The 17,540-nt window shown below is 60.1% G+C and carries 16 protein-coding genes; 9 read left to right on the forward strand and 7 right to left on the reverse strand.

The genetic code is table 11. The features are described 5' to 3' along the window. Positions 1 to 106: 106 nt before the first annotated feature. A complete protein-coding gene (locus C3Y91_RS08540; RefSeq protein ID WP_168575247.1) occupies positions 107 to 1,090 on the reverse strand; it encodes a LysR family transcriptional regulator in 984 nt (327 codons plus the stop codon). Between the two features lie 100 nt (positions 1,091 to 1,190). On the opposite strand from C3Y91_RS08540, the gene C3Y91_RS08545 reads away from it, so the two are divergent. The 3 genes from C3Y91_RS08545 (at position 1,191) to C3Y91_RS08555 (ending at position 3,522) form a co-directional block, all read left to right on the forward strand. Next, the gene (locus C3Y91_RS08545; protein ID WP_075225678.1) at positions 1,191 to 1,640 is read left to right on the forward strand and encodes a cupin domain-containing protein; all 450 of its coding nucleotides are present in this window, start codon (positions 1,191 to 1,193) and stop codon (positions 1,638 to 1,640) included. Position 1,641: 1 nt separating this feature from the next. Continuing rightward, entirely contained in the window at positions 1,642 to 2,019 is a 378-nt protein-coding gene (locus tag C3Y91_RS08550; RefSeq protein ID WP_024320078.1) for a hypothetical protein, read from the forward strand. Positions 2,020 to 2,412: 393 nt separating this feature from the next. Next, a complete protein-coding gene (locus tag C3Y91_RS08555) occupies positions 2,413 to 3,522 on the forward strand; it encodes a sulfite oxidase (RefSeq protein ID WP_024320077.1) in 1,110 nt (369 codons plus the stop codon). Positions 3,523 to 3,834: 312 nt separating this feature from the next. Here the strand turns inward: C3Y91_RS08555 and C3Y91_RS08560 are convergent, their stop codons facing one another. The 5 genes from C3Y91_RS08560 to C3Y91_RS08580 all read right to left on the reverse strand — a co-directional run bounded on the left by C3Y91_RS08560 (position 3,835) and on the right by C3Y91_RS08580 (position 9,358). Then, positions 3,835 to 4,968, reverse strand: coding sequence for an ABC transporter ATP-binding protein (locus C3Y91_RS08560; RefSeq protein ID WP_130663501.1), 1,134 nt, complete (start codon positions 4,966 to 4,968; stop codon positions 3,835 to 3,837). A 201-nt stretch (positions 4,969 to 5,169) separates the two neighbouring features. Then, positions 5,170 to 6,375, reverse strand: a complete 1,206-nt coding sequence (locus C3Y91_RS08565) for an ABC transporter substrate-binding protein (RefSeq protein WP_018071213.1) — start codon at positions 6,373 to 6,375, stop codon at positions 5,170 to 5,172. Between the two features lie 73 nt (positions 6,376 to 6,448). Beyond that, a complete protein-coding gene (locus C3Y91_RS08570; protein WP_018071212.1) occupies positions 6,449 to 7,306 on the reverse strand; it encodes a carbohydrate ABC transporter permease in 858 nt (285 codons plus the stop codon). Continuing rightward, on the reverse strand, positions 7,303 to 8,187 hold the full coding sequence (locus C3Y91_RS08575; RefSeq protein WP_024320075.1) for a carbohydrate ABC transporter permease: 885 nt from the start codon (positions 8,185 to 8,187) through the stop codon (positions 7,303 to 7,305). The genes C3Y91_RS08570 and C3Y91_RS08575 overlap by 4 nt, the downstream gene beginning before the upstream one ends. Positions 8,188 to 8,200: 13 nt before the next feature. Then, positions 8,201 to 9,358, reverse strand: coding sequence for a Gfo/Idh/MocA family protein (locus C3Y91_RS08580; RefSeq protein WP_024320074.1), 1,158 nt, complete (start codon positions 9,356 to 9,358; stop codon positions 8,201 to 8,203). 329 nt (positions 9,359 to 9,687) lie between these two features. Between C3Y91_RS08580 and yghX the strand changes: the two genes are divergently transcribed. Further along, positions 9,688 to 10,575: a YghX family hydrolase gene (gene yghX, locus C3Y91_RS08585; RefSeq protein WP_024320073.1), complete on the forward strand. Its 888-nt coding sequence runs from the start codon at positions 9,688 to 9,690 to the stop codon at positions 10,573 to 10,575. Positions 10,576 to 10,654: 79 nt separating this feature from the next. Here the strand turns inward: yghX and C3Y91_RS08590 are convergent, their stop codons facing one another. After that, the gene (locus C3Y91_RS08590) at positions 10,655 to 12,019 is read right to left on the reverse strand and encodes an MmgE/PrpD family protein (protein WP_027690168.1); all 1,365 of its coding nucleotides are present in this window, start codon (positions 12,017 to 12,019) and stop codon (positions 10,655 to 10,657) included. A 39-nt stretch (positions 12,020 to 12,058) separates the two neighbouring features. Here C3Y91_RS08590 and C3Y91_RS08595 point away from each other — a divergent pair, with 39 nt between their 5' ends. The 5 genes from C3Y91_RS08595 to C3Y91_RS08615 all read left to right on the forward strand — a co-directional run bounded on the left by C3Y91_RS08595 (position 12,059) and on the right by C3Y91_RS08615 (position 17,539). Then, the gene (locus C3Y91_RS08595; RefSeq protein ID WP_174826981.1) at positions 12,059 to 13,033 is read left to right on the forward strand and encodes a LysR family transcriptional regulator; all 975 of its coding nucleotides are present in this window, start codon (positions 12,059 to 12,061) and stop codon (positions 13,031 to 13,033) included. Positions 13,034 to 13,070: 37 nt separating this feature from the next. Beyond that, positions 13,071 to 13,976 (forward strand): LysR family transcriptional regulator, encoded by a 906-nt coding sequence (locus C3Y91_RS08600; protein ID WP_024320070.1) that lies wholly within the window; start codon positions 13,071 to 13,073, stop codon positions 13,974 to 13,976. 178 nt (positions 13,977 to 14,154) lie between these two features. Continuing rightward, positions 14,155 to 15,099 carry an ABC transporter permease gene (locus tag C3Y91_RS08605; RefSeq protein WP_130663496.1) on the forward strand — a complete coding sequence of 315 codons (945 nt, stop codon included), beginning with the start codon at positions 14,155 to 14,157 and terminating at the stop codon, positions 15,097 to 15,099. Next, on the forward strand, positions 15,096 to 15,914 hold the full coding sequence (locus C3Y91_RS08610; RefSeq protein WP_168575248.1) for an ABC transporter permease: 819 nt from the start codon (positions 15,096 to 15,098) through the stop codon (positions 15,912 to 15,914). Before C3Y91_RS08605 ends, C3Y91_RS08610 begins: the two co-directional genes overlap by 4 nt. Continuing rightward, positions 15,911 to 17,539 (forward strand): ABC transporter ATP-binding protein, encoded by a 1,629-nt coding sequence (locus C3Y91_RS08615; RefSeq protein ID WP_130665902.1) that lies wholly within the window; start codon positions 15,911 to 15,913, stop codon positions 17,537 to 17,539. Before C3Y91_RS08610 ends, C3Y91_RS08615 begins: the two co-directional genes overlap by 4 nt. Position 17,540: the final 1 nt, after the last annotated feature.

Raw genomic sequence — 17,540 nt, forward strand, 5'->3', positions numbered from 1 at the left:
ACGGATGACCGATTTGGGGCGGAAACTGACGGTCGGTTTTCGGCTTCTAAGTATTGAGAGCAGCCGTTCCATAGCGCCCGATACGGGACGCAAACCTAGCCCGCAATCAATCGAGATTGCCAGCGCTTCCCAATACCAAACTACCGACGCTGGATTGTTCAAGATCATCGAGTGGCGTGAGTATTTCGGAGACCTGATCGCGCAGCCAAGTGTGTGCACGGGAGGCCGAATTGCGCCGGTGCCAAATCATTACCAACAGTGTTGGTGGCAAAGCAAAGGGCAGCGGATGAATGGCAAGCCCCTCTGCGATGGCCACTTTCACGGCCATCCGGCGCGGTACAATTCCGACAAGGTTTGTCGCGGCCACAGACCGCAAGACGGCCGTAAAGGTCGGTACCGAGAGGACGACCTCACGTTGCAGGCCCAATGCAGCAAGTGCGGCAGTTTCTCGATCGGGCGCCATCTCGATGACGCGGAAGGCGGCGTGGCGCAGACTGCAATACAGTTCGACGGGCATCGCCGCCGCCGGCGTAACACCGTGCTGGCGTAGAACCGGATGATCCTGCCGCGCAACAACAACGTAACTGGCATGAAAGATCGGTCGCCAATCGACCCAGGGCGAAAAATTGCCCGCAGGCAACAAGATCAGATCCAGCCTGGCTTCTCGTAGGTCGTCCATGGTCTGAAGGTTGAGCGAGTCGGTATAGCGCAGCGAAATGCCCGGTGCCCGCTGTTCCAGGTTAGCCATTAGGCCGGGTAGCATCATCTCGGTGAAAAAATCCGACGCTGCAATGCGGAAAGTCTGCACCGCACTCGCTGGATCGAAGCTTGCCGGGTTTAAGAGGCGGCTTGAATCCTCAAGCAGTTGAGTCAGCGGCAACGCCAAAGCAAGTGCAAATTCGGTCGGGCGCATTTGCTGGCCATCACGCATCAGCAGTGGATCGCCGAAGGCGGCGCGCAACCGCCCAAGGGCCGCCGACACGGCCGGCTGCGATAGGCCAACCCGCTCCCCGGCGCGCACGGTAGACCGTTCGCGCAACAAGGCATCCAGCACTTTCAATAGGTTAAGGTCGAAGGCGGATAAATTCATGGGATCAATTCAGTCGATATAATCATCCAATTTATCACAAGCCCGGCGGTGCGCTATTTCGGGGGCCTTCCGATCAACCAACCACGAAGGTCCCTGTATCATGAACGTATATACCCAGCCACAGCAGTCTCATAGCTGGAACGGCACCACCTACCGCATCCTGTTGTCCTCCGCCGAAACGCAAGGCGCCATGTCCATCGTCCACGGCGTTGCCGGCCCGCTTGAGGGCCCGCCTTCGCACATCCATGAGGCCGAGGACGAAACTTTCCTTGTGCTGGAAGGCGTCATTGATTTCGAACTTGAGGGCACCGTGTTTCGGCGCGGTCCGATGGAGACTGCGCATATCCCACGTGGCAAGCGTCATAGCTTCCGCACCGGTCCCGACGGCGCTGTTTGCATCGCCGTGCTGACGCCGGGTGGCTTTGAAGGTTTTTTCGAAGAAGTCGCCGCAGCGGGTTTTCAAATACCGCGTGACATCGCCGCGGTTGCCGAATGTGCGGCACGCTATGGCTCGCAGTTTACCGGCCCCGGGCTGGCGCAGAGAGGCTGATATGCGTGACATCGCCTTTATCTTTTTTCTCGCGGCGGTCGTGTGTGTCACCTCTGGCATGGTTTGGGGGATCCAGATGGCAATCAGCGAGGACCACTTGCTGGCGCCGGCCCATGCGCATCTCAACCTGGTGGGATGGACGACGCTGGCGTTGTTTGGCCTGTACTACCGGCTGACCCCCACTGCAGCGCGGGGGATACTTCCCCGCGTTCACGCCGGACTTGCCATCCTCGGTGTCGCTCTCATGGTCCCAGGTATTGCCATGGTCATGGCCGGAGGTCCGCCCGCTCTGGCGAGTGCCGGCGCGATACTGACTTTGGCCTCGATGCTGCTGTTTCTGGTGACCGTTGCCCGCCACGGATTTGGTGCAGAGGCGTGACGACTGACCGCGGGCTTCGCAACGCCCGCGGTCAAAAGGCTTGGTTTAGCCTCCGGGCATTATAAGAGAAGCGGACCGAACGCCGCGAGAACTGCCGTCCGATTGCCAGAGGTCCTGTGGCGGCATCACCTGCTGTCTCGCCAGTTCGGGCAAATGTCCGCTTTGCGGGTGCGGCTAAAAAATCTCAATGTCCGACATAAGGGCGCAAAGCGGTCAAGACCGCCGTCGGCCCCTTTGCTGCCGTTCGAGGTCGATCCGAGGAACGTGCGGTATGTGCTAGAATGCGGCCTGAAGGCGGAATGCGACGGACGCACTGCGAGGGACGGTGTGATCGTACCGGAATTCGCGCAACCGAGAGCCGACGTTGTGCTCTTGAAAGGGGAGACGAGGACGATGCCGACACCACAGCAACCCAGTCTAATAGTTCGACAGAAATCCCCACAGAACATCGAGTTTCCGTTTGCGTCGCTCTCCGATTGGCTGATCCCAACCGAGCTGTTCTTCGTGCGAAACCATTTCCCGTCGCCGGACCTCGATGCGCGAGACTGGAGATTGCGCGTTGGCGGGGCGGTGGAGCGGCCGATCGAACTTGACCTCGACAGCATCAAGGCGATGCGGAGCACGACTTTCACCGCCGTCGTCGAGTGTGCAGGGAACGGGCGCGTCTACTATGAGCCGCCGAAGGAGGGGTTGCAGTGGCAGAACGGAGCCGTCGGCAATGCCGCGTGGACAGGTGTTCTTCTGCGCGAGATTTTGGAAATGGCGGGCGTTAAACGAACCGCACGTGAGGTACTTCTCGCAGGCGCCGACAGCGGCGTCGTCGACACAAACAAGAAAACGGCTTCTCCCGGCCCCATCGCTTTTGCGCGCAGTTTACCGCTTGAGAAGGCCATCGCTGACAGCACGATCCTTGCCTATTCGATGAACGAGGAGCCGTTGACGCGCGATCACGGCTACCCGCTACGCGCGGTCGTGGGTGGCTGGTTCGGCATGGCTTGGGTCAAGTGGATCACTGATATCACGGTTGTGGAGCAACCGTTCCTTGGCTACTGGCAGGCGCGCGACTATTTCCGTTGGGAGCGCAGCCTCGGGGAACCCAGGCTGGTCCCCCTTGCGGAGATGGAGGTCAAAGCGCAGATCGCGCGTCCCGTACAGGGGGCGCGTCTCATCGCCGGCCAACCGTACCGGATTTTCGGAGCCGCCTGGAGCGGAGAGGCTGTTATCCGGCAGGTGCAGGTCTGCACCGGAGATGGCAGGGGCTGGCGCGAGGGAAGGCTCCTCGAAACAGAACGTCCCTTTGCATGGCGCTTGTGGGAGTACATGTGGACCCCTGAAGAAGTGGGGCAATATATACTGCGATGTCGCGCGATCGATGGGGCGGGGTGCGTGCAGCCCGAGCTCCAGCGTTCTGACTGCGAGAGCTACGCAGCCAATTGGATCGTTCCGGTGGAGGTTACGGTCGTTCCCGAGCCACAGACGTACGAGGAGGAATTCGTGATCTAATCACCCGCATTGGGTGGAACATGAAGGCCGGCGCAACTCGACCAGCAGGTATCTGGCTGGACCGGCTCAACAATGGCGGAAGGCTGATCCTACCGCTTACCACCGATCTTGGATTTACCAGCAGCAACTGGAGCAACAGGCACCTTCGAGGGCCGGACTCTGCTATCTGCAGGAGATTGTCCAAAGACGTTCGTGGAGTGAGAAGCACCCCGAAATCATGCCGGCGGGCAGGCGTAATTGCTTAGGGTGTCATTCGCGCCTAGCCGAATCCGACCCCTGGCAGGACCAACCGCCGAAACAGGGCCAGTCGGCTCAGGCCGCCGTCGGATTGATCACGTTCATATCGATTTCGGTCAGTTCCACGCGCCGCTCGAAAGCTATGCCCGCCTCGTCGAAGAGGTGGCAATCTGCGGCATTGATGCCGGTTGCAACCGGCACGTCCGCGCGGATGCCGACGCTGCCCGGCAGCATGGCGCAGAAATTTTCGGCCTCTCCGTTGAGCGAGGCGTAAGCGACCGTATTTGCCCCGAGGCGCTCGATAACCGTCGGCGTCACGGTAAAGACGATATCGCCGCCGTTAAGCTGGATATGCTCCGGTCGGATGCCGAGCGTCAAAGCCTTGCCGACAATGCCGTCGCGCGGCGCCACGGGCAAAAGGGCTGTCTGGCCCTGATAATCCACCTCGACGCCACTGGCGCTGACGCTTTTACAGGTCACAGGAAGAAAATTCATTTTCGGATTGCCGATGAAACCGGCGACGAACTGGTTCGCGGGCTTGTGATAAAGCTCCAGCGGCGCGCCCGTCTGGGAGATATCACCGGAATCCAGCACGACGATACGATCGGCCATGGTCATCGCCTCGACCTGGTCGTGCGTCACATAGATCATCGTCGCCTTCAACTGCCTGTGCAGCTTGGCAAGCTCGATGCGCATGTCGGCGCGCAACGCCGCGTCGAGGTTGGACAGCGGCTCGTCGAACAGGAATATCTTGGGTTCGCGCACGATCGCGCGGCCGATCGCGACGCGTTGGCGCTGGCCGCCGGAAAGCATACCGGGTTTCTGCTGCAGCCGCTGTTCGAGGTGAAGGATGCGCGCTGCATTTTCTACCTTGGCCTTGAGCTTTTCCTCTTCCATCCTTTCGACGCGAAGCGGAAAGGCGATGTTCTCGAAGACTGTCATGTGCGGGTAAAGCGCGTAGGACTGGAACACCATGGCGATGCCGCGCTTGACCGGCGGCAGGTCATTGACCCTGATACCATCGATAACGATGTCGCCCGCGCTCGTCGCGTCGAGACCGGCAATCATGCGCAGCAGGGTGGATTTGCCGCAGCCTGACGGGCCGACGAAGACGACGAATTCGCCGTTCTTCACATCGAGCTGCACGCCCTTCAGAACTTCGTAGTCGCCATAGAACTTCTGAACTTTGTTGAGAAAGAGCTGTCCCAAAAATCTGTCTCCACCGGCGGCCTTCGTCGCACATTCGATCATCGTTCCTGCATATTCCCTAAATCGGAATCGATTTAGAGATGAAATTATGCAGCAATTCAAAGTGTTACAGCGTTTCCTTGCGGCTGTGGAACAGACCACGACGCTGTAGGGAAGGGATCGCGGGCTGTTGCCGTCCGCGATCCCAGGGGCCCAAAAAGCTTACTTGAACGCCTCGACTTCGCCAGCAGCCTTCTTGAGCGCCGCTTCCGGCTCGGCCTTACCCGTGACCACGGACTGGATCATCTCGATCATCGAGTTCTGGAAGCCCTTATAGTCGGTGAAGAGCGGCTCGGGACCACCATAGCTGATGCCGTCGATCAAGGGCTTCCAGTAAGGATCCTTGGCGACGAACTCGTCGACCTTGGCTGACGGACGCAGGGGAGTGAGACCGGCGCCGCCCTGCAGTTCGTATTCCGACTGCACGTCGGGCGAGGTGATGAACTTGGCAAATTCCGTCGCCTTGTCCTCGACCCCCGAACCCTTGAAGATCGCCAGGCTGTCGGTGATCAGCAGCGTGCCGGGGCCCTTGGCGTCGGGACCGAGCGGCAGCGTCGTGATGCCCCAGCTGATCTTCGTTTTCTTCAGGCGGTCGGCCGCACCCGAACCTGCCTGGATCATGGCGACCTTGCCGTCGAGGAAGATGGCGCGGACTTCGTTCTGCTCGTAGGCGGTCGGACCTTCTTCGGAGTAGGGAACGATATCCTTGTAGGCCTTCAGCGCAGCAAGAATCTCAGGGCTGTCGAGCGTGACCTTGCCGTCGGCATCGATCACCGCGCCATTATTGGTGTAAACCCAATGCATGAACTGGTGCATCGTATTGTCGAAGGTCTTGGCGGAGAGACCGTAGCCCGGAATGCCGGTCTTTTCCTTGATGGTCTTTGCCATCGCGATTTCTTCAGCCCAGGTCTTCGGCGGCGTCTCGGGATCGAGGCCGGCCTGCTTGAAGAGATCCTTGTTCCAGTAGAGCGCCTTGGTGGAGAAGGCGATCGGAACGCCCCACTGTGAGCCCTCGAAGGTGACCGTGTCGACGATGTGCGGATAGTAGGTCTTCTTCTCGTCGTCTGTCATCGGCACCGGAACGATGAGGTCGTTCTGCGCGAATTCCTTCAGCGTGCGCGAACCGACATAGGCCATCGCCACCGGCGTGCCGGCGGCGGCGAGCGTCGTTGCCTTGTCCTGGCACTGCGCCCATCCGACGACCTCGGGGGCGATCTTCCAGCCTGCGTTCTTTTCTTCCCACTGCTTGATGTATTTGGTGTGGACCGGGTCGATCGTGTCGCCGCAATAGATCCAGCTGATTTCCTTGTCGGCCGCCTGGGCAGTGACGGCGGTCAGTGCCGTCGAACCGAGCAGGGCGAGCGCCATAAGGCCTGTCTTGATGGTAATGCTCACGTCGTGACTCCCATTCTTGTGTTAGCTGTTCACTCGTTTTTTGGTCTTATTGTTTCACCGCACCGGCGGTCAGCCCGCCGACAAGGTAGCGCTGAAGGAAGAAGATGACGACCATTGCCGGCGCGATACCGACGAAGGAAGCCGCCATCAGTTCGTTCCAGATGACCTCCTGCTTGCCGAAGTAAGCAAAGAGCCCCACCGGCAAGGGCATGTATTCGGTCTTCGAGTTGAACGTCAGCGCGAAGATGAATTGCTGGGCGTAAGCGCCGATGAAGGTGGTAATGGCGACGACGATAATCCCCGGCATCGCAATGGGCAGGATGACACGGCGAAGCGTATAGAAATGGCTGGCGCCATCCATGTAGGCCGCTTCGTTGAGTTCCTGTGGAATGCGGATCATGTAGGTGCGCAGCAGCCAGATCGCCGACGGAATCAAGAAGGCGACGCCCGGCACGATCATGGCGAGATAGGTGTTGAGCACGCCGATGCTGCGCATCAGCCGGAAGAGCGGGATCAACAGCACGGCGCCCGAGAACATGTTCACCGTCAGGAACGCGCCGAGCAGGATCCCCATGCCCTTGAATTCGAACTTCGCAAAGGCATAGGCCGCCGGAATGACGAGGCAGAGCACGATCAGCGTGACGATGATCGAGATGAAGAACGAGTTGAAGATATAGCGCCCGAAGCCCGGCACGCTGATCCACATCGTCCGATAGGCTTCAAACGAGCCGTTCTCCGGCCAGAAGCGGTAGGGCGAAGAGAAGAGCTGGCTGAGCGGCTTCAGCGAAACCAGGAAACCTTCGACGAAGGGCGACAGCACAAAGAAAAGAAACAGCGCGATGCCGCAATAGATCAGGATGATTTCCCACCAGCGGTAACGGTCGATCATGGCTGCATTGCTCATGCGCGCTTCTCCGGGTTGAGACGGCGGGTGACGCGGAAATAGGCGAAGCAGAAGAGCGAGAGGAAGATACAGATCAAAACGGCGCGCGCGGCACCTTCACCGTATTTCTTCGAGCCGATCGCGGTCTGATAGGTATCGATGATCATCGTCGTGGTCTCGCCGCTCGGTCCGCCCTGCGTCAGGATCCAGATGATGTCGAATGAGTTGAAGGTGGCGATCAGCGACAGCATCGACATGGTGATGATCGCCGGAACCATCAGCGGCAGCGTGATGCGGCGGAAGCGGTACCAGCGGCCGGCGCCGTCGGTCCAGGCGGCCTCGTAGAGATCCTTCGGAATGGATTGGATCGCGGCCAGGAAGTAGATCGTCACCAGCGGCACGCCGATCCACACGTCGGTGACGATCGTTGCCCAGAAAGCGGTGCTTCCATAGGCGAGGAAGGCGACCGGACCGTCGACGAGACCGAAGCGCTGCAACATGCCTGATATCATCCCGAACTGGCCATTATACATCCAGCCCCACATGAAGATACCGATCGCCATCGGCACGATCCATGGCGGCATGGTCAAAAGCCGGAACAGCGAGCGGCCGGGGACCGCGGCATTCAGCATGGTCGCACCGAAAGTGCCGATCACCATTTTCAGGGCGACCGAGAAGAATGTCCAGATGAACGTACGGATGATGACTTCTGCAAACCGCTCGTTGAAGATTTTCTCGTAGTTGACCCAGCCGACCCAATTGGTGGTCTTCTTAAGGGATGCATCGGTGAAGGAGAGAATGAAGGTATCGACCAGCGGATAGGCGACGATCGCCAGAACATAGAGCACAGCCGGAAGAAGAAGGATGCAAGCGAAGATGAAGGTGCTTCTTTGAACACTCATCTTGCCGCCCTCCTCAAGCCGCTCTTGCGTGAAGGGCTTCGTCGAAGCGGTCCCAGATGGGACGCAGATCGATGACCGCTTTCTTCATCCTCGCTTCGTCCATCGCCAAGGCGAGGATACCGGCTTCGAGCGCATTCAGCGTGGAAACAGGAAGTTCGAGCCCGGTGCGCACGCTTTCAAGCAGATCGCTCGCCATCTGTTCATCGGCGCCGTAGTGCTGGGAGAGCTCGGTGGCGGCATATTTGTTTTCGACAATCTTGTTGCCGGTCAGCTGTTCGTGAACGTCGAGATAGCCGCGCACGAAATCGCCTTCGGCCATGCCGCGCGAACCCATGATGGCAAAACGGCGGAATTGATCGGGCACATTCAGATTGGTGTGAAAGTTCATGCCGACGCCATTGGCATATTCGACGATCGCCACCTGATAGTCGATGATATCGGCATCGCTGTCGAAGACCTTGTCCGATCCCATCCACCCGCTCGGCTTGCGGTGGAAAAGCTCGAGGTCGTTGATGCCCTCGCGCGCCGGGTCGTTTGCCGGAATGAAGCTCTTGCGGCCACCGAAACTTGCGACGCGTTCCGGCCTTGCGCCGGCGACACCATTGTAAAGATCGAGGTCGTGGCAGCATTTCTCCAGCATGAAGCTGCCGGAATAGCGCTCATAGCGGCGCCAGTCGCGCATGAAGAAGGCACCGTGATAAGGCTCGATATGTTCGGAGGCCTCGATCGACACGATCTGACCAAGCTTGCCCTCGGCCTGGATAGCGCGGAGATCCTTATAAAGAGGAGAATAGCGCAAGACGAGACCGACCATCAGTCGCTCGTGGCCGAATTTTGCCATCAGATGGGCAAGTTCGATGCTTTCAGCGATCGTGGTGACGATCGGCTTTTCGCAGAAGACCTTGAGACCGGCTTGAAGTCCGAGCCTGATGTGGTCGAGATGCAGGTGATTGGGGGAGCCGATCATCAGGAGATCGAGCTTTTCGGAGGCAAGGAGCTCCTCCGGCGAACCATAGGCCTTGCCGACCGAAATTCCCTTTTCCGTCAATCCGGGAAGTCCGGCTGGTTCCGGATCCACATAGCCTACAATGTCGAAGCTGCTATCGATTGCCTTGAAAACATAGCCGAGATAGCCGAGCCGGAATCCTAGCCCGATGATTCCCACTTTCATGCCGATCAAGTTCCCATTTAGTAATTTATTTTCTTTAAGTTGGGACAAAAATCGCGAGGCGTCAATAGAAAACGGGCCTCAAAGCGCGAGCATGAAATTAATTTTCATAGATCGGTAGCCGGCGGTCGATTGCTGGCTGCGACCGGCCGGACGTCGATTGCCAAAGGGAATAGGCCGCATCTCTTGACGCCGGGGCGGCGAATTCAGCGACTGTTGGCGCAGCCAACGATCGCCCCGGCAAGCTCACGCAGAACTCGCGAAATGTTGAAAAGAGCCGCGAGTTTACGTGTGTAGGATAGTGCGAGACCCGAAGGCAAGGAGGAGCCATCATGACCCGCATGACAGCCAAGGATTTCCCTCAGGAACTTCTCGAACTCTACGATTATTACGCGCACGGGAGAATTACCAAGCGCGAGTTTCTCGACCGGGCCGGCAAATTCGCTGTCGGCGGCGTCACGGCAGCCGCCATTCTTGCGTCACTGAGCCCCGACTATGCGCTGGCGACCCAGGTCGAGTTCACCGATCCCGATATATCAGCCGAATACATCACCTATCCCTCGCCAAAAGGAAATGGAGATGTCCGCGGCTATCTCGTCCGCCCTGCAAAAGCCGCCGGCAAAGTCGCGGCCGTGGTGGTCGTTCACGAAAACAGAGGTCTGAACCCCTATATCGAGGATGTGGCGCGGCGCGTGGCAAAGGCAGGCTTCATAGCCCTTGCGCCCGATGGGCTCACGTCGGTCGGAGGCTACCCCGGCAACGATGAAAAGGGGCGGGAACTCCAGCAGAAGGTCGACCCGGAAAAGCTGATGAACGATTTCTTCGCGGCGGTCGAATTTTTGATGCACAGCGATCTCACCACCGGCAAGGTCGGCATCACCGGCTTCTGCTATGGCGGCGGCGTCGCCAACGCCGCGGCGGTGGCCTATCCGGAACTTGCCGCAGCCGTGCCCTTTTACGGCAGGCAGCCGCGTGCAGAAGACGTGCCGAAGATCAAGGCGCCACTGCTTCTCCATTATGCCGGGCTGGACAAGGGGATAAACGAAGGCTGGCCGGCCTATGAAGCTGCGTTGAAGTCATCGGGAAAAACGTTCGAGGCCTACATCTACCCTGACGTCAATCACGGTTTTCACAATGATTCCACGCCCCGCTACGACGAAGCAGCAGCCAAGCTCGCCTGGCAGCGAACGGTCGACTGGTTTACGAAATACCTCGCCTGAGAAGGCTGCCGCCTGAACGATGATGCGGCCGGGGAGGCGTTCCCCGCCGCCTGTCCGTCCCCACGGCTTGTCAAGGCGACTAACGGTCTGCAATCAGGCTCCAGAAGAGATCGTCGCCAGACAGGTTTTCAACATCGGCAAGCTTGCGAAGCTGCAGGAAAGAAGCGCCGGACGCAGTCCGACTTCCCCAGCGCAAGCAGTCGATGAATTTGACTTCACGTTCATGAACGCTCATCGGCGCTTCGAGCGATCCCTTCGCATGCAAGCGGGATTTGTTCAAAATGCGCCCGTCGCGCATCATGACCGTGACGACATGCGGGAGGCGCTCCACGCCTTTTTCCTCATCAGCCGAATAGGACCGCATGTCGATGCGCGGCATGAATTCCCGGATTTCCGGCCGCCCAATCTCCTGCCGTGTAAAATCCGAAAGGCTAAGGGAGCCTTTGAGGAAAGCTGTCGCCAGGCAATACTGCATCGAGAAGCGTGCCTGCATCTCGTCGGCAGGGTCGGGATAAGCGAGGTTGCGGACAGCGGATATGCCGACTTTCGCCTCGATCCTGGCAATGTCGCCCGCCAAAAGCCCATGCTCCTGCTTCAGATCCAGAAGCGCGTCGATTGCGCGATGGGTCGAGGCGCAGCAGGGATGGCGCTTGGTCACCACGCCCCGGCTTTCGATGATATGCTCCTTCTCGAATGTCAGGTCGTCCCAGCCCTTGGCATCATCGCCCCCGAAAAGATCGAGGAAGCCTTGCGGCCGTTCGAGGATATCCGCCCGTCCGCTCATGCCCGCAAGCGCCATGCGCGCCGCGTCCACGGCATTGCGCGCTGCAATGCCGGCATGAAGCGGTTTGGCGCTCGTGCCGAATTGCCCTTTCGGGCCGCAGGCGAAGCTCGTCGCGAGGCTCATCGCCGCGGTTAGGCTCTCTTCGTCGGCGCCGAGAAGCCGTGCCACGCCAGCCGCGGCCCCGATGCTGCCGACCGTCGCCGTCGCGTGCCAGCCCCTGTTGTAGTGAGAGGGATTGACGCCAAAGCCGACAGCCGCCTGCGCTTCCAGCCCGGCCAGGTAGGCCTCGAGAAACCGTCTTCCGCTTGTCACCTTGCCGCTCGTCAGAACCGCCAGCAGCGCCGGCACCAGCACCGCGGAAGCATGCGCCCTTGCCGGATGGAAATTGTCATCGAAATCGAGCGCATGAGCCGCCGTTGCGTTGATGAGTGCGGCGAAAGAGGGCGAGGCGGAGCCGCCGGTGATGAGCCGCGCTTTGCCGCCTCCGGCGATTTCCCGGTCGAAGGCGCGGGTGAGCGCAGCAACGCTTTCATCGCCACTGCCTGCAATCATGCAGCCGATCGTGTCCACCACAGCATCTCTTGCCCGGTCCATGGCGACGTTCGAGAACGTCGTTCGCGACAGGACCTGTTCCGCGATCTTCCGGAGAATGGTGGCCATTGACGAAAGTCTTTCCGTGAGTTTGGTTCTCAGCGGAAAATGTTCAACTTTCCGCAGGTCCGCAATCTTATGCGGTTTGCGGGTAGGGCTATCGACATTGGAGATAGAATGGCGCGCGACACGAGTGCGGCGATCAGCCTGAAGCATATCGAAGCCTATGACGCCATCGCCGCGACAGGCTCGACGATCGCCGCTTCCGTCGAGCTTGGTATCTCGCAATCGAATGCCAGCCGCTTATTGCAGCAACTGGAAGACTATCTCGGCGTCCGGCTTTTCGACCGGGAAAAGAACCGGCTTCAACCGACCCGCGAGGGGCTGCAGCTCGGCCCGGAAATCCGTGCCATTTCAGACCGGCTGCGCGCCTTGAAAACGGCGGCGATGGAGCTCGAGAGCGGTCGATCGCGCGAGATCATGCTGCGGCTCGCCTTTCCCTCCAGTCTTTCCTCGACGCGTATTCCGAAGCTGGTGAAGAACTTTCTCGCCGCGAATGGTCCGATGCGCGTCGAAGTCGCATCCGGCAGCTATCTGGCAATTGAACGGATGGTGGCCGACGGCGAGGCCGATCTCGGCTTCGCGCGTCTGCCGCTGATGAGCCCGGGATTGAAACAGGAGAAGATCCTGTCGTCGCGGATCATTTGCGTCCTGCACAATGATCATCCGAACGCCGGCAGCCGGCAATTGTCGGTCGGCGATCTGAAGGGGCAGGATCTGATCATGCTGAACAGGGAGCGACCGGTTCGCCATGAGCTGGAGGCGTTGTTCTACAAGGCCGGCATCCGCCAACGCCCCTTGCTCGAAGCGCATTCGGTGGCGAGTGCCTGCGCGCTGGCCGCGCAGGGGCTCGGCATTGCGCTGGTCGGCGAGATCATCGCCCGCGAATATGCGACGCTGGCGCTGCAGTTCATTCCGCTCGAACCGGAACTGCCGGTTGCCTACGCGCTGATCAGCGGCGAGAAATTTCCGATGCCCAAGGCCGCCAGCCTCTTCCTTCAAAGCATTTCGGACTGGGCATGATGACGGTGCCTGAACCGTCCCGGGGGATCGCAAACACATGAATATCAAGCAACTGGAAGTCCTGCGCACGCTTCTGGCGACAGGGTCGACGATTGCCACGGCAAAGACGATGGGGCTCAGTCAGTCCGGCGTCAGCCGCCTTCTCCAGCAGCTCGAGGCGGACCTTTCGATGTCGCTTTTCGTGCGCGACAAAGGCCGTCTCATCCCCACCCCCGAGGCCCTGCTTCTTGCCCGCGATGCCGAAAACATCTTGCTCGCGGTCGATCGGATGTCGGGCCACGCGGAGGACTTAAGAAGCGGCGCCGCCGGCCCGGAGATCGTCCGCATCGGCCTGCCGAGCAGCATGTGGGAGCATTTCGCGCCGGCAATGCTGGCCGATTACATCAGCGATTTCCCAGGTGTGCGGATCGAAACCTTCTTCGAGACGACGACCGCGATCAACAAGCTCGTCGAGCAGCGGGTGATCGATTTCGGCTTTCTGCGCATGGAGGGCGAGAGCGGACCGGGCATCGAGGTCGAGCGCGTCGCCACCGGCGAAAGCGTCTGCGTCGTTCCGAAGGATCATGCTCTTGCGAAACTGGAGGAAATCACGGTCAGGAATTTGCGCGACGTTCCTCTCATTCTGATCGGCCGCCAACGGCCGAACCGCATGGCGCTCGACCAGACCTTCCGACGGGCCGGCATCAAGCAGATCGTCAAGATCGAGACGCATACCAACAGTTCCGCCTGTTCCTACGTCGCGCATGGCCTCGGGGTCACGATCATCAGCAGCTTTTATGCAAATCTCTATCGCCATCTGCCGGTGGTCCACCGTCCTTTCGTGCCACGCGCGACCCAGGAATTCGGATTGGCGAGGGCGGTTGGGACGCCACTCTCGATTGCCGCCCATGCTCTGAGCGATGCCTTAAAGCGACAGATTAAGCTTTCGCAAAAAGACATTTAAAATCAAATTTTTAGCCTGAACTCTTACACCAACGCAGCCGCTTTGGTTGCGGTCATATTCCGCATAGACTTATGACAGAATCGCATAATATTGCGGATATTTCTTCATTCGATCATAGTCTGCAGCAACGAAACCGATGGCGCCGGGTACTGTCCGTTGCCCATCGCGGGGAACAAAAATGCTGAAATTCGTTCTGAACCGCCTGCTGATGGCATTGCCGACGATCGCCCTCGTCTCGGTGACTGTCTTCACGCTGATCCGCTTCATACCCGGCGATCCGGCGGCACTGATGCTGGGCGATATGGCTGAGCCGGAGCAGATCGCGGCGATGCGCTCGGAACTCGGCCTCGACAAATCGCTGCCGCAACAGTTCCTGATCTGGACCGCCAATGTCGTCCAGGGTGATTTCGGCCGCTCGATCGTCAATGACGAGCCGGTTCTGCCGCTCGTCGCATCACGCTTTCTGGTCAGCGCCGAAATCGTTGTCGTCGCCGTCCTTCTGGCGAGCCTCATCGCCGTGCCGGCGGGTGTCATCGCCGCCTGGCGGCAGAACAGTCTGACGGACCTGGCGCTGGTCGGCACGGCCACGATCCTGCTGTCGATCCCGACATTCTGGCTCGGACTCCTGCTTCTGCTTTTCTTCGGCTTGAAACTCGGCTGGTTACCGGTCCTGGGCTATGTCTCGATAGGCAGCAACGTTACCGGCGGCCTGGTCTACCTCGTGCTGCCGATCATGACCCTGGTCATTCACGAGATGGGTGTGTTGATCCGCATGGCACGCGCCTCGACGCTGGAAGTGCTGCGTCTCGACTATATCACCCACGCCCGGGCCAAGGGTCTTTCCGAAAGCGCCGTCCTTTGGCGGCACGCCTTCAAGAATGCCTTCGGCCCGACCTGGACAGTCATCGGTCTGATCCTCGGCAATCTGCTCGGCGGCATTGCCGTCATCGAGACGGTCTTCACCATTCCGGGGCTCGGGCGACTGATGGTCGACAGCATTTTTGCCCGCGATTACCCCGTGATCCAGGGCTGCCTGCTGTTCGTCTCGCTATCCTATGTGCTGGTCAATTTGGTCGTCGACCTGCTCTATCCCCTGTTCGATCCGCGGGTCGTCGCCGAATGAAAAACGTCACGTTCAACGGCTTCATGGGCAGCATTCTGATTGCCGCATTGCTGATCTCCGCTGCGATCGGCCTTTTCTGGACCCCCTATGATCCGATGAAGCTCGGCTTCACGGCACGGCTGGCGGCACCAAGCAGCGCCCACTGGCTCGGAACCGACGAATTCGGCCGCGACGTGCTCAGCCGCCTGATCGTCGGCGCCCGGGCGAGCGTCTGGATCGGCACCTTGACGGTCACATTCGCGACGGTCTGCGGCACGCTGATCGGTCTCGTCAGCGGCTACGCCCGCGGTTGGATCGATGCCGTCATCATGGCCGTCAACAATGCGCTTCTTGCCTTTCCGGGCATCCTTCTGGCGCTGGGATTGCTCGCCGTCTTCGGCGCCAACCAATATGGCATCATCTTCGCGCTGGGCATTGCCTATTCTCCCTCCATGGCCCGCGTTGTCCGGGGTGCCGTCCTGTCACTGCGCGAGCGGGAATTCATCGAGGCCTCCAAGGTGATGGGCAATGGCGAGCTCTACACCATGTTCCGCCATATCCTCCCCAATTGCATCGCTCCGATCACCGTGCTGGCGACCTCGATGTTCGGCTGGGCGATCCTTTCCGAAAGCGCGCTCAGCTTTCTCGGCCTCGGCGTTCCGCCACCGGCACCGACCTGGGGCAACATGCTGGCCGCCGGCCGGCCATTCATCGAGCAGGCGGTCTGGCTGGGTCTCTTCCCGGGCCTGGCGATCGCCCTGACGCTCCTCGGCATCAATCTTCTGGGCGACGCTCTTCGGGACAAGCTTGATCCGCGGATGAGGGGGCTGAAATGACCAATAGAACGCTTTTGAATGTCCGCAACCTGTCGCTTCAGGTCACCGGAACCGGTGTGCAGGTTGTCAAGGACGTCAGCTTCGACATCGCGCCCGGCGAGATCTTCGGCATCGTCGGAGAAAGCGGATCGGGCAAGACGCTGGCAACACGCGCCCTGATCTCGCTGCTGCCGGCGCCCATCAAGGTGATCGGCGGCTCCGTTGCCTACAAGGGACGCGACGTGCTTTCCATGAACGGCGCGCAATTGCGCCAATTGCGTGGTGCAGAAGTCGGTGTCGTCTTCCAGGAGCCGATGACCTCGCTCAATCCCTCGATGACCGTCGGCCGCCAACTCGAAGAAGGGCTGCAGCTGCATACGAAACTTTCGAAGGAAGAGCGGCGCAGCCGGATCCTCGACATGCTGAACCGGGTCGGAATCCACGATCCCGCCGGGGCGCTCACTGCCTATCCGCACGAATTCTCGGGCGGCATGCGTCAGCGCATCATGCTGGCATCCGTCATGCTGCTGAAACCGGCGCTCTTGATCGCCGACGAGCCGACGACCGCGCTCGATGCCGTGATCCAGCGCGATGTCATGGAATTGATGGTGGAGCTGACGCAGGCGGAAGGCACCGCCGTGCTGCTGATCAGTCACGATCTGCCGATGGTTGCCCGCTACACGAACCGCATCGTCGTCATGGAAAAGGGCGTGATCGTCGAAGAAGGGCGCACCGCCGATCTGCTCGACGCACCGCAGCGTGCCTATACGAAGAAGCTGCTTTCCTCCCTGCCGTTCCGCGGAGAGACGCGGACGATCGACAAGACCAAGGCGCCGATGGTTTCGGCGCGGGATATTGTCGTCGACTATGCGGGCCGGCGGTCGCTGATGAAGAAGGCAACGCCGAAACGGGCGCTGCATGGCGTCAGCATCGATATCCACGAGGGCGAAGTCGTGGCACTGGTCGGCGGTTCGGGTTCCGGCAAGACCACGCTCGGCCGCACCATTGCCGGGCTGGTCCGCGAGAGCGAAGGCGATATCCGGTTCAAGGGACGCAGCCGCAACGACGATTGGATGGATTATCGGCTGAATTGCCAGATGGTTTTTCAGGATCCTTATTCCTCGCTCAATCCGCGCATGACCATCGTCGCGCTTGTGGAAGAAGCGCTGCGGCTCGTTGCCGATCTCGACGCTATGGCTAAGCGCAAGCGCGCCCTGGAGACGCTGGAGGAGGTCGGCCTTGGGGCCGACTACGCCGGGCGCTATCCGCATGAGCTTTCGGGCGGCCAGCGTCAGCGCGTGGCGATTGCCCGGGCCATTGCGCGCCGGCCGAAATTCCTGATCGCCGACGAGCCGGTATCGGCGCTTGACGTGACGGTCCGGGCGCAGGTGCTCGAACTCCTGTCCGATCTGCAAAAACGCTACGGCTTTTCCTGCCTGTTCATCAGCCACGATCTCGGCGTGGTCGAACAGGTGGCCGATCGCGTCGTCGTCATGCAGGACGGCCGGATCATCGAAGAGGGCGACCGCGCTACGGTTTTCGACAGCCCGAAGGAGGCCTATACGCAAAGGCTTCTCTCGGCCATCCCCGCTCTGGACCACAATGCTCAGGGCGGCGTGATCCTCAAATGGCGCCTGGAGAACTGAC

The organism is Rhizobium ruizarguesonis (assembly GCF_012349115.1).
GTDB lineage: Bacteria > Pseudomonadota > Alphaproteobacteria > Rhizobiales > Rhizobiaceae > Rhizobium > Rhizobium ruizarguesonis.

Coding starts and splice junctions, on each gene's coding strand:
- C3Y91_RS08615 (WP_130665902.1), top strand. CDS start 15,911: ATGACCAATAGAACGCTTTTGAATGTCCGCAACCTGTCGCTTCAGGTC.
- C3Y91_RS08605 (WP_130663496.1), top strand. CDS start 14,155: ATGCTGAAATTCGTTCTGAACCGCCTGCTGATGGCATTGCCGACGATC.
- C3Y91_RS08575 (WP_024320075.1), bottom strand. CDS start 8,187: ATGAGTGTTCAAAGAAGCACCTTCATCTTCGCTTGCATCCTTCTTCTT.
- C3Y91_RS08570 (WP_018071212.1), bottom strand. CDS start 7,306: ATGAGCAATGCAGCCATGATCGACCGTTACCGCTGGTGGGAAATCATC.
- C3Y91_RS08580 (WP_024320074.1), bottom strand. CDS start 9,358: ATGAAAGTGGGAATCATCGGGCTAGGATTCCGGCTCGGCTATCTCGGC.
- C3Y91_RS08595 (WP_174826981.1), top strand. CDS start 12,059: ATGTTCAACTTTCCGCAGGTCCGCAATCTTATGCGGTTTGCGGGTAGG.
- C3Y91_RS08590 (WP_027690168.1), bottom strand. CDS start 12,019: ATGGCCACCATTCTCCGGAAGATCGCGGAACAGGTCCTGTCGCGAACG.
- yghX (WP_024320073.1), top strand. CDS start 9,688: ATGACCCGCATGACAGCCAAGGATTTCCCTCAGGAACTTCTCGAACTC.
- C3Y91_RS08540 (WP_168575247.1), bottom strand. CDS start 1,090: ATGAATTTATCCGCCTTCGACCTTAACCTATTGAAAGTGCTGGATGCC.
- C3Y91_RS08600 (WP_024320070.1), top strand. CDS start 13,071: ATGAATATCAAGCAACTGGAAGTCCTGCGCACGCTTCTGGCGACAGGG.
- C3Y91_RS08545 (WP_075225678.1), top strand. CDS start 1,191: ATGAACGTATATACCCAGCCACAGCAGTCTCATAGCTGGAACGGCACC.
- C3Y91_RS08550 (WP_024320078.1), top strand. CDS start 1,642: ATGCGTGACATCGCCTTTATCTTTTTTCTCGCGGCGGTCGTGTGTGTC.
- C3Y91_RS08610 (WP_168575248.1), top strand. CDS start 15,096: ATGAAAAACGTCACGTTCAACGGCTTCATGGGCAGCATTCTGATTGCC.
- C3Y91_RS08565 (WP_018071213.1), bottom strand. CDS start 6,375: ATGGCGCTCGCCCTGCTCGGTTCGACGGCACTGACCGCCGTCACTGCC.
- C3Y91_RS08555 (WP_024320077.1), top strand. CDS start 2,413: ATGCCGACACCACAGCAACCCAGTCTAATAGTTCGACAGAAATCCCCA.